Raw genomic sequence first — 10,289 nt, 5'->3', positions numbered from 1 at the left:
CCTGATCCATCTCGATCAGGAACAATTCCTTACGGGTCTGCTTGCGCTTGCTGGCGTACTCGGCGTCGGCGAAGGTCATCTGCTTCATGGAAAAACTCGGCTGGCGGGATCGGCGTATTTCACCAGATTCGGGAAGTCTTTTTCAGACCTTCCTTAGGCAAGCCTATGAAGATAGAGCAGTTCAAAGCATTGATGCAGGGCTCTTCCGGTCTGAGTGTTATCTAACAGACAAGAACTCTATGCACTATAGCGTGCCTGGAAGCCTTCAGCCGGAATGTATATATGAAACAAAACTTAAGCCCTCGCTACAGCGGCCACTCTGAGACAATATAAATTTACTGTTCAGCCACACTGTAAAACAAAAGATAGATACCTTATTAGGTAACAGAAAAGAGAGTTGCCTGGATTTTAGGGTGGTCAAACCTTGACCACATGAAGGAAAGGTTGCAGTCGGCACAGTGAAGAATACCAAGGGTTGGCATGCGTACCAGTTCAGAATTGCCACACTCAGGGCAACAGCCTGTTATCGCCATGGTTGTATTCGCCTACGCCTTGGGTTGGATAAAGGAAGCTGCCTCAGGCTGGGGGACCTTCGGCAGCTAACACAAGAAAAGCAATGTCCATTGCTCCCATAAAAAAGAGTGGCTTATCACTGGAAAGGTTTCGACCGTTTATCAGTAGCAACCTAGTAAAGACTCTGGCATCTTGAAAAGCTCTAAGGATAAGGATCTTACAACCCTAGCCTTTACTATCATTATGCTGATGGTCGGCGACAAACTTGGATCAACTGATCTAACATCCATGGCTCTGGTAGAAACGATATCTGTTAAGCCAAGGTAAACCATGGTTCGCGCAGCAAGAGGCTCATATGGCAGATGCCCTGATTCACTGTGAATTTCCGTCCTCAGCTGATCGGGCATCTTCCCCACTAACTTAGCGTTGAATGACAGTCGCGATATTACCAGTACCGGTTTGGCTCAATGCTGCTGATGAGGTACCCAGCTGCTCGCCAGCGCTCTGAACAAGCGTTGCCTGGTTAGCAATACCCACTTGTGTCACGTCTGCCTGATAATAACCGGAGTAGCCTTCCTGGTTCACGGCAAGTATGTTGCCATCCCCTGCCTGCTCAAACCGTACGCTGCCCGTTTCGATATCTTGGCTGATATCGACAGTATTGGTTTGACCAGTAGAGACACCTGAAACCCTAGTAGATCGACCGCTGGAGGAGATGTTTGCCAGGTTACCTATGCCGTCCTGGGTAAGCGCAATATTTCCAAACTGACTCGTTATCCTGGTAGTGGCCTGGTTATCATCACCGTTCTGTGTAACTTCAGTCTGGTTTGATCCCAATCTGTACGAGGAAGCGGTCACATAAGCTGTATTGTTATTACCCGTCTGGCTCACCAGAGCGCTGGTAGATGATTGTAAGCTTGAGTCGATAGCATTATTGTCGCCTACCTGAGTTAACATAGCGCTTGATACGCCGCCATATTGCTCACTACGAATCGAATTATTATTACCGATTGAAGAAGCTATAGCTCCGTCTGCGGAGCCTGTCATGCTAATATCTAACGTATTGCTATCACCGAATTGAGTCACGTGAGTAGTGTTTTCAAAGCCCTGCATCTGATAGACAGAGGCGCTGTTGGAGACACCGCTTTGAGTAATTGTTGCTTGGCTATTGTCTTGAGCCTCCTGCTGCAGGTAAGCATAGTTACCGCTACCCTGTTGATCAATGGCACCGATGTTGTCATTTCCACTTTGCAGCAGCTGGGCAGAATTCATTTCAGCCAGGGCGTGTGAACTGACCGCTATCAAAATGGCTACGGCGAGCGGTTTCATATTCAGCATGTTCTATCAACCTTGATCTATGAGCATGTCGAGGTGGTAAAGCATTACCACGGAAGGTTTTTATAAGCTCCTGCCGCAAGGAGATAGCTAGGGATACGTTCCATAAGGGAACATGCAGCCTAACCAAGAATTACCTCCAAGAAACACCTAGGCAAATTTATAGCTAACTTCTTGTTAGCAGGCTATAAATCTTTAACTGTATAATGGACTTTAGCCATCACCCCAAGGATTGATTTCATCCTCTTTTTTAAAAGCAAAGAATTAATACCAAGCTTAGTTAGCCTCTGACTCGAATGTCATGTAAGTCTTGAAAAACAATCAGGATTTTTGCTAATTATTAAGCTTCCTAGCTATTAATAGACGGGTTGAGAAGTTAATATTCTAAGTGTTAGGTCCCAGAAAGAAGAAGTCTATACCGGTTAGAAAGAGCTGTGACTGTTTATGCCATTGCTGGAGGATAAAGCCAATCGGTGTTTGGCCTTTCAAGGCACGTAACGGACGAGCGCTGTTATAGGCCTACAGATAATCATTTACATGAACCTGCAGAGGCTTAAGCGAGGCATAGTTAAAGGTCTTGGTGGTGGCCTGCTTGATCGTCCGGTTCATGCGCTCAACCTGGCCATTAGTCCAGGGATGGAAGGGCTTGGTTAGCCGATGTTCAATGCCGTGCCGATAACAGATCACATCGAAAGGATGGGCCCGGTAGCGTTCAGTACCGACCTTCCTGGCAAACTGGATGCCGTTGTCGGTGAGTACCCTATGCACCTTATAGGGTAACGTCTTAAGCGTGGCCTCCAAAAAGTCGACCGCATCTTTGCGCATCATCTGCTCATGTAACTCGGCATAGACAAACTTCGACGTGCGATCGATCGCTACAAAAGGATAGGCCCGGCCCTCTGCAGTCACCTCGGTGATATCGATATGCAGATAGCCCAGCGGATAGCGTTTGAAGGCTTTCTTCTCACGTACCGGCTCAGCTGAGCGCGGGAGGTTGCTGATGCCGTGTCGCTGGTAGAGCCGATGCAGGCCTGAGCGCGAAAGCCTGGGTATGAAGCGCTGCAAGGCTGCAGGCAATCGTCCAGAGGCAGCAACGTCTTCTGCCGGCAGCGGCCTCTTCAGCCAGGGTCAGGGAGGTCGAATGCGGCTCCCGAGGTCCCATGGGCTGATCTTCAACCGAGTCGCGCTTACGCCACTTGATCACGGTCTTGGGGTTTAAGTTGTAACGCTTACTCAGCGTCGCGATCGAATCCTGCGATCGCTGTAATTCCGCTCGGATGGCGTGCGTGGTCGTGGCGCGTTTGTGTAGAACCTGAGCCATGGTTCCTCCTCCGATAGAGGTCTATACCATAAACCCTTTCTCCCTGGGACCAAACAGTCGTGTAATGAGAACGTGTCATGGCAGACGTCAACAATGCTATGCGTGATCAGGTGGGATTTGATGCTGAGGAACTGTCCGAGCACATGCAAAGGACAGGCGAAAGCATGGGCCAGGCTGAGGCGCGGCTGTACAGCCAACGGTCAGGGTTGAAGACCGTTCATTAACGTTTTGATCCTCGACATACCAGAGAGGAGTTACTAGGTCCACTACTCTCTCCAGGGAGTAGCAGAAGCCATCGAAGCAGCTATTGATGATGCCTTTGACGACAAGGGATACCAATATCTACTTAGGAGTCCTTCAGGCCATCTTGTCGGCCGAGTGAATCTTAGAGCTGTTCAGCGCGCGCATTATCATTCAGCCGTTCTCGGCTACCGGATTGCGCAGCATGAGACGGGCAAAGGTTACGCAACCGAAGCTGTCAGGCTTGTACTTGACCTTGCATTTGGCAGACTTAATCTAAAGCGTATCGAGGCGGATGCTCGATCTGACAATGCAGCATCACTGGCTGTATTGCGGCGTAATGGGTTCGTTCAATATGGGCGTTCCAGGAAGAGCTTTGAGCTAAACGGGGAGTGGTTTGACAGGTTTCACTTTGAAAGGCATTGTCAATGACTGTCGGATATCCCAACGACCCGGCCCCTTTGTTTTAACAGGGGATAGCGAAACCAATAGCAGATCGAGGGAGTTATCAAGCGCTCCTTTGCCGAGCATATCTGGGTAGTGGCTGAGCTAAGCGAGTTCAACGTCCGTAATGGTGGTACGTGCTGGTTTACTCTGATCGAGAGCGCTGATGGCAAGGAAATCGCCAAGTGTTCGGCTGTGATGTTTGGCAGTGTCTCGAATGTGCAGCTAAGAGCCTTTGAGCAGGTAACCGGCTCAAAACCGCAGCCCGGTATGAAAGTGATGCTCAAGGTCTGCGCCACGCTCCATCCCCAGTATGGCTTCCAGCTCCAGGTCTATGGCATTGACCCGAGCTACACGCTGGGTGAGATGCACGCCAAGGTCGAGCAGATACTGGCGCGGTTAAAGGAAGAGGGCATCCACGACCGGCAAAAGACGCTCGCAGCGCCAGCGGGCTTCTGGCGTATAGCGGTTGTCTCGCCTGATCAGGCCGCGGGTCTTGGTGACTTCCGGCGCGAAGTGGATCTGCTAACACAGGGCCATAGGCGCACTGTTATCCAGGCGGGTTCTACCCCGTTAGCACGGACACTTTCGAGTAAGCTCACACCGAGCTGAAGGAGTGTTCTAAGAAATACAGCCCCGAATTCAAGCGGGAAGCCATCGAGCTGGTTCGTCGTTCAGGAGCAAGTTGCCGACAGGTGGCCCTTGAGATTGGTGTGGCTCCTAACCTGCTCACCCGCTGGCTTCGGGAAGCGCAACCGGGTACAGAGAAGGCCTTTCCTGGAGCGGGAAGTCCGCGGGATGAGGAGCTTGCCCGCCTCAAGCGCGAGCTGGCCCGAGTAACCAAGGAGCGTGATTTTTTAAGAGACGCGGCAGCGTACTTTGCCAAGGAGTCATCGAGCGGTACACGGTGATCCAGCGCTGCCGCAACGAGTACCCGGTACGACTGATGTGCCGTTGCCTGAAGGTTTCTGCCAGTGGCTATTACGCCTGGCAGGATCGCGAGCCAAGCCCACGCGCTCTGGAGAATGCGCGCCTGGTGAGGCGTATTCGGGAGATCCACGAGGACAGTCGTGGTGTGATCGGAGCGCCACGGATGCACGAGGATCTGCTCGACGAGGGCGAAACCGTCAGCCTGAACCGCGTTGCTCGCCTGATGGCCGCTGAGCGAATTCAAGGCTGGCCACGCCGGAAGAGGCGTGGCTTTGGGAGAGTCACCGGCGGCCGTCCAGCAGGCGTGAAAAACCTGCTGGAGCGTAATTTCACCGCGCAGGAACCGGAGCGCAAGTGGGTCACAGACATCACGGAGATAGCTACGCTGGAAGGCAAGCTCTGTCTATGCGAGGTGCTCGACCTGTACAGCAAGCTGGTGATCGGTTGGTCGATGCATCACCGTCAGGATTGGCAGATGGTGATTCGAGCGGTGGAGATGCCAATCTGGCAGCGCCAGGGTGACTGGTCCGTGATCCTACATTCAGATCGCGGTAGTCAGTTCACTAGTGCTGACTACCGCGATCTGAATCGCAACACATTGATCTGCAGCATGAGTGCCGTCGGGCATTGCGGTGACAACGCTGCCTGTGAAGGCTTCTTCGGTCAGCTCAAACGGGAGCGCGTTGTCCATCAGTCGTATCGAACTCGTGATGAAGCGCGGGCGGATTTATTCGACTACATCGAACGCTTTCATAACCCACGAATGCGTCGTAGAGTCGCCCGGCAAGACCTGAAGTTTTCAGCCCTTTTCAAACCGTCCGTGGAAACGGGGTAGAACCCCGGGGAGGCTACTGAGGTTGGAAAAATCTTACTTTAGTAGTTTAGCGTCAAGCCCCACCGGTACTAGGGTCAGAAGGAACTGGAGATAAGGCCATGAGCAGCACGAGCATTCCCATTGGTATGAAAGACGGCTTGGCATTTCGACCACACGAAGTCGAGAACGGGCTGTTGTGTGGCTGTATTTGCCTAGCGTGCCGCCATCCTCTGATCGCAGCAAACCAGGGCGTTAAAGTTGAGCCATACTTTCGCCACGCCGCCGACAGTGATTGCGTGCGTGGTTATGTAAAAGGGGTGCTGCTCGCAGCCCGGCAAGCTCTAGAAGGCGTCAGGTGCTTTGAGCTACCCACGCATTGCGAGACTGTGACCGCCCGTTACCATGGCGTGCCATTCAAGGAAGAGGTAAGCATAGCCTCTAGAATGGTTACGATCGATGAGGTCATGGAGTTCGGTGACGACGAAGCCGACCTCACGCTGTTCTGCAAAGGCCATGAGCTCAATGTCCTATTTGACATTCGCGGCCGTCGAATTGAAAGGATGGTGAGGCGCCTTCATCAAAACGAGTGTTCTGCACTGCTCATTGATCTAACCGGTTTGAACACTGCGGATATCCTAGACACTCAGAATTTCTCAAAACGGGTCCAAGATGACCTTGTTATCCGCAGTTGGATTTTCTCCCGCGTCATCCAGCGGGAGAAAATCCATGCGCAGCAGCGGATCGATGAAAAGATCGATGAGTTTAAGAAGGGAGCCGCGCTGCATGCTGCAGCGACATGTGGCCAAGCGGGCCAGCGTCAGCAGTCTCCTCCAACGCTCGACGGACCGAGTCTGATTAGGCATACCGCCGCCCAGCCCCCTCGCTATACTCAGGCGGCGCAGCAAGCCGCAAGGAGAACCGCTGTACAGCTTCGTGTACGGCAGATTGCTGACAGCTACACCGAAGTATTTCACCGGCACCAAGGCCAGGGTGTGCTTTGTGGCCACTGCTGGTTTGTAATGCCTGCGCCGCAGGTTACCTGTATATGGTGTGGTCGGGCAGACAAGTTGACGGTCCAACACATTGATGCAGCCCTGACCTCTACCATTCAGTATCGACTCAACTGCAACACCCGCCCGGACGAGTCGCTCACCGTTCTGCCTTCGCTGGAATTGTTCAGCGGCGCTGGTTGACGTTCGCTGCCAAACTAGCCGCCAAAGAAGCCTCGGCAAAAGCGAACGGAGAGAGATGCAAATAGAGTGGCATAAGGGTAGATGTAGAAGACTGCTTTCGGCCGATTCCGTTGAAAAAGTCGGTTTCTGAGAGAGCTGCTTTTCGGTAGCTCAAAAATTGCTCGATTTTGGTGTTGCTACGTAAAAACCAAGACAGCTCAGTCTTCTGAGCGAACCAGACTTCAACGTCGACCATGTTCTTTCGTGAGCAAAAATTGCGGCGGGATTTTCTCAACCGGATCGGCCAGAAACAGACAACATCCGGGGAAACCGATCCTTCTTTTATCCAATCAGCCCCCATTAGCGCTGGCGATCACTAGGGGCCGTGCATTTATCCGGGACTGGATCGGATGCCTTGACACCATCTGGCGGGATGTACAAAACGACCTTCGAACTGTCCTGGTATGTCGATGAGCATGTCGTGTAAGTCAGCCTTGTCGGCATCGACTAAGGCCGCGTTAGCGTAACGTCTCTTAGAAAGACGCTCTCAAAAATTAAGATATCGATGAGGCCCTTGGGCGAGTGCATGGCCCTTGATAACTTTACCTTTTGACTTGTCGAGACATATACCTCGGCTACGCTTATCGCAGCTGCGAGCGGGAAGGACGTCACTGCTTAGGCAGGAGTGAACCAGGATATCCTTCCCTGCCTCACATCGTTCGACCGAAGATCTCGTCCAGATCCACTTCCTGTTCTTCTCCCACCGAGAGATCCAGTGTGTTCTCGATGTGAGTCAGGTGCTCTATCACGAGTCTGATCGTTTCTTCAGTTTCGCCTGACTCAATGGCCTTCACGATTTCAAGATGCTCGTGATTTGGGCATGCCGGCACATTAGGTGAGTCGTACAGCAGGATGATCAGACAGGTCAACGAAGACAGCTCCCGCATGAGTTTCAACAATGGCGGACTGCCAACCATCTCTGCAATCCGTAGGTGGAACTCGCCAGATAAGCGAATGACTGCTCGCTTATCACCTTCTTCCCGCGCCGTTCGCTCCAGGGCGACATGGTCATAGAGTTGAGCGATCTGTTTTTCACCCGCTTGCGCTACGAGCGTGCGAATGAGGGCCGGCTCTAGAATCCGGCGCGCATTGAAGATATGCCGAGCTTCCTCTACGGACGGGCTGGCCACGAAGGCGCCACGATTGGGAATCGTGGTGACAACACCTTCATGAGCGAGACGGACGAGCACCTCGCGGATGCGGGTGCGGTTGACCCCAAACACGCCGGCGAGCTTCTCCTCTACAAGTTTGGTGCCAGGGATCAGCCGGTGCTCCATCACAGCATTCAGGATACGTTCATAAATGGTGTCGCGCTTCTCAGCTGTACCAAGAATTTGGCCAGTAGTGCGAGCTTTGCAAGGACGGGGTGAAGATGAGTTATTGATGAGCATGGGCGTCTGCATAGTTTGTTACGAAAGAGTGCATGATTGTGACATAACTACTGAGAATTGTTCAAAAGTGAACCATGAGCGACCACAATTCTTGGGTGTGCACCGACTACGAGCATAAATCGGCCATTTACCCTTGATGCTTAATGAGTTCCGGATGGCTGATACTTGGGCCATTAGTGCTCTGATTCTTAGGCCTACAAAGCATCCGGCAACTCCGTTAAGGCCCAAAAAGCAGTTCTGTCACATTGGCTGGCATAGGGCTTGCTTATGATTGTCACAAATTCTAATTATTTAGCGACAATTATCGGAGGCTGAATGCCAGTAACTGGATTTCTCACTACCAAAGCCTTGGGGCGCCATTCTAGAGCGGTGGAGGTGGGCCAGAGGTTCATTGGCGTTACGTCTTCGTATTTGAGAAGGGCTTACTCAATCATCTCTAATCGAGAAACCCATACCATGAATACGAAAGTAATGCGGTTCCTTCTGAAGCCGGCTGCGCACGCGTTGGCAGTCGTTACTTTGCTCAGCGGGGCAGTCGCTCCAATCGCATTCGCTCAGGATGCGAACTCTATTTTGGTTGTGGCAGGGCCTCGGACTCCTGAATCGCTCGATCAGGAATATCCGCCAACCGAAGCCACCCACGAAGCCAAGCGCAACATCTACGAACGCCTTCTGGCCTACGACATGAAGAACGTTGACGGTGTGCCGGTTGAAAATTTCGACAAGTTAGTGGGAGCACTGGCACAAAGCTGGACAGTGTCAGATGACAAAACCTCCATCACCTTTCATTTACGCAGTGGCGTCAAGAGCGCTGCGGGGAACACCCTGTCCGCCGACGATGTGATGTGGTCGTTCAAACGGGGTTGGAACAAGAACGCGAACTTTCGCTGGTACATGAGTCAGATTCTCGGTATCGAATCCTTCGAAGATGCGTTCAAGAAACAGGATGAAATGACCGTCATGGTCACTTTGCCCAAGACGTCTCCTCTGATCGAGCGGATCTGGGTCAATAATGACTTGGGTATTCTGGACGCCACTGCCGCCCGCAAGCACGTCACCAGTGACGACCCTTATGCATCCAGTTGGTTGGCGACTCACTCTGCCTCGTTTGCTCCCTATCAGGTGACGAAATTTCAGTCAGGTCAGGAAGTCGTTTACGAAGCCAACCCGAATTATTACCGGGGGGCGCCGCGTCTTTCGAAAATCATATTCCGCGAGATGCCGACGTCGGCCAATCGCCTGGCAGCGTTGCAAGCCGGGGCCGTCGATGTAGCTGAATGGCTTTCGCCTCGCGAGCTGGCGATGCTGGAGAAGAATCCTCAGCTGAAGATCTGGCAGGTGTTTGGCAACTACATTCATCGCGTTGAAATGAACAATACGACGCCTCCGTTTGATAACCCCAAGGTTCGCCAGGCGTTGAATTACCTGGTTCCCCGTGAAGACATCCTGAAGGCGGTGTATTACGGGAAGGCGCGGGCAACCAAGAGCCCTATTTCTGAAATCTACCCGTCCTACACCGATGAATATTTCAGCTACACCCAGGATGTCGAGAAGGCCAAGACACTATTGAAAGAGGCGGGCCAGGAATCTGGCTTCAAAACCCAGCTTGGCTACCGTACCGGTGATCAGATCGAGGAAGAGATTGCCGTCATCCTCAAAACCGCGTTCGCCCGCGCAGACGTAGATGTCGAGCTCGTGAAGTTGCCAGCGTCGACTCTGGTGGAGAAGTACTCCAAGGGCACGATCCCCATGTATTTCTTCCGCGACATGGCGATTGTCCCTGATGCAGCTTACGTAGCGAATCTCTGGCTCAACAGCGCCTCACTTATCAACTACCCAAAATTCAAGAATGCCGAAGTCGACAAGCTAATTAACGAAGCGTTGTCGAGCACGGATGAGGCTGCGAGGGATGCGGGCATGAAGCGCGTCCAGCAAATCGTTGTGGACGAGGCCCCCTGGGTTTTCCTGATGAACCCAGGCTACCAGCTTGCTACTCGCGCCAATGTCGCTGGTTTCAGCTGGTATACGCCCAACAGCAACAGTTGGTACGACTTCTACAAGAAATAAGT

At 52.4% G+C, this 10,289-nt stretch carries 8 protein-coding genes and 2 pseudogenes; 6 read left to right on the top strand and 4 right to left on the bottom strand.

Annotated elements, in window-relative coordinates:
- Positions 1–933: 933 nt before the first annotated feature.
- Both HMPREF1487_RS24415 and HMPREF1487_RS24410 read right to left on the bottom strand, forming a co-directional pair.
- Complete coding sequence (locus tag HMPREF1487_RS24415) at positions 934–1,851, bottom strand: hypothetical protein (protein WP_010799475.1); 918 nt, start codon at positions 1,849–1,851, stop codon at positions 934–936.
- 381 nt (positions 1,852–2,232) lie between these two features.
- Positions 2,233–3,169 (bottom strand): annotated as a pseudogene (locus tag HMPREF1487_RS24410) (IS481 family transposase).
- A 77-nt stretch (positions 3,170–3,246) separates the two neighbouring features.
- Between HMPREF1487_RS24410 and HMPREF1487_RS27530 the strand changes: the two are divergent.
- From HMPREF1487_RS27530 to HMPREF1487_RS24390, 5 genes and pseudogenes are all read left to right on the top strand, one after another.
- Positions 3,247–3,393 carry a hypothetical protein gene (locus tag HMPREF1487_RS27530; protein WP_010799472.1) on the top strand — a complete coding sequence of 49 codons (147 nt, stop codon included), beginning with the start codon at positions 3,247–3,249 and terminating at the stop codon, positions 3,391–3,393.
- A gap of 55 nt (positions 3,394–3,448) precedes the next feature.
- A pseudogene (locus HMPREF1487_RS28610) lies at positions 3,449–3,841 on the top strand (GNAT family N-acetyltransferase); the annotation flags it as partial.
- A 63-nt stretch (positions 3,842–3,904) separates the two neighbouring features.
- Entirely contained in the window at positions 3,905–4,465 is a 561-nt protein-coding gene (locus tag HMPREF1487_RS24405; protein ID WP_349681744.1) for an exodeoxyribonuclease VII large subunit, read from the top strand.
- Positions 4,462–5,618, top strand: a protein-coding gene (locus HMPREF1487_RS24395) for an IS3 family transposase (RefSeq protein ID WP_154982418.1) whose coding sequence is annotated in 2 segments (ribosomal slippage) — positions 4,462–4,714 and positions 4,714–5,618 — 1,158 coding nt in all. Because the reading frame shifts where the segments join, the coding sequence is not laid out codon by codon here. Before HMPREF1487_RS24405 ends, HMPREF1487_RS24395 begins: the two co-directional genes overlap by 4 nt.
- 98 nt (positions 5,619–5,716) lie before the next feature.
- Positions 5,717–6,790 (top strand): hypothetical protein, encoded by a 1,074-nt coding sequence (locus tag HMPREF1487_RS24390; RefSeq protein ID WP_010799469.1) that lies wholly within the window; start codon positions 5,717–5,719, stop codon positions 6,788–6,790.
- On the opposite strand, the gene HMPREF1487_RS24385 is transcribed toward HMPREF1487_RS24390, so the two are convergent.
- The gene (locus HMPREF1487_RS24385; protein WP_010799468.1) at positions 6,774–7,025 is read right to left on the bottom strand and encodes a hypothetical protein; all 252 of its coding nucleotides are present in this window, start codon (positions 7,023–7,025) and stop codon (positions 6,774–6,776) included. The genes HMPREF1487_RS24390 and HMPREF1487_RS24385 overlap by 17 nt on opposite strands.
- A 454-nt stretch (positions 7,026–7,479) precedes the next feature.
- Positions 7,480–8,220 (bottom strand): GntR family transcriptional regulator, encoded by a 741-nt coding sequence (locus tag HMPREF1487_RS24380; RefSeq protein ID WP_256205784.1) that lies wholly within the window; start codon positions 8,218–8,220, stop codon positions 7,480–7,482.
- A 456-nt stretch (positions 8,221–8,676) separates the two neighbouring features.
- Here HMPREF1487_RS24380 and HMPREF1487_RS24375 point away from each other — a divergent pair, with 456 nt between their 5' ends.
- Entirely contained in the window at positions 8,677–10,287 is a 1,611-nt protein-coding gene (locus HMPREF1487_RS24375) for an ABC transporter substrate-binding protein (RefSeq protein WP_256205783.1), read from the top strand.
- The last annotated feature ends 2 nt before the right edge of the window (positions 10,288–10,289 follow it).

The sequence above is a fragment of the Pseudomonas sp. HPB0071 genome (assembly GCF_000478505.2).
Lineage (GTDB): Bacteria > Pseudomonadota > Gammaproteobacteria > Pseudomonadales > Pseudomonadaceae > Chryseomonas > Chryseomonas luteola.
The sequence above is the reverse complement of the archived record's forward strand: the minus strand, read 5'-3'. Positions and strand labels throughout refer to the sequence as shown.

What these genes read in the sequence shown, in the direction of transcription:
- HMPREF1487_RS24415 (WP_010799475.1), bottom strand. Translation starts at nt 1,851, where the DNA reads ATGCTGAATATGAAACCGCTCGCCGTAGCCATTTTGATAGCGGTCAGT.
- HMPREF1487_RS27530 (WP_010799472.1), top strand. Translation starts at nt 3,247, where the DNA reads ATGGCAGACGTCAACAATGCTATGCGTGATCAGGTGGGATTTGATGCT.
- HMPREF1487_RS24390 (WP_010799469.1), top strand. Translation starts at nt 5,717, where the DNA reads ATGAGCAGCACGAGCATTCCCATTGGTATGAAAGACGGCTTGGCATTT.
- HMPREF1487_RS24385 (WP_010799468.1), bottom strand. Translation starts at nt 7,025, where the DNA reads ATGGTCGACGTTGAAGTCTGGTTCGCTCAGAAGACTGAGCTGTCTTGG.
- HMPREF1487_RS24380 (WP_256205784.1), bottom strand. Translation starts at nt 8,220, where the DNA reads ATGCTCATCAATAACTCATCTTCACCCCGTCCTTGCAAAGCTCGCACT.
- HMPREF1487_RS24375 (WP_256205783.1), top strand. Translation starts at nt 8,677, where the DNA reads ATGAATACGAAAGTAATGCGGTTCCTTCTGAAGCCGGCTGCGCACGCG.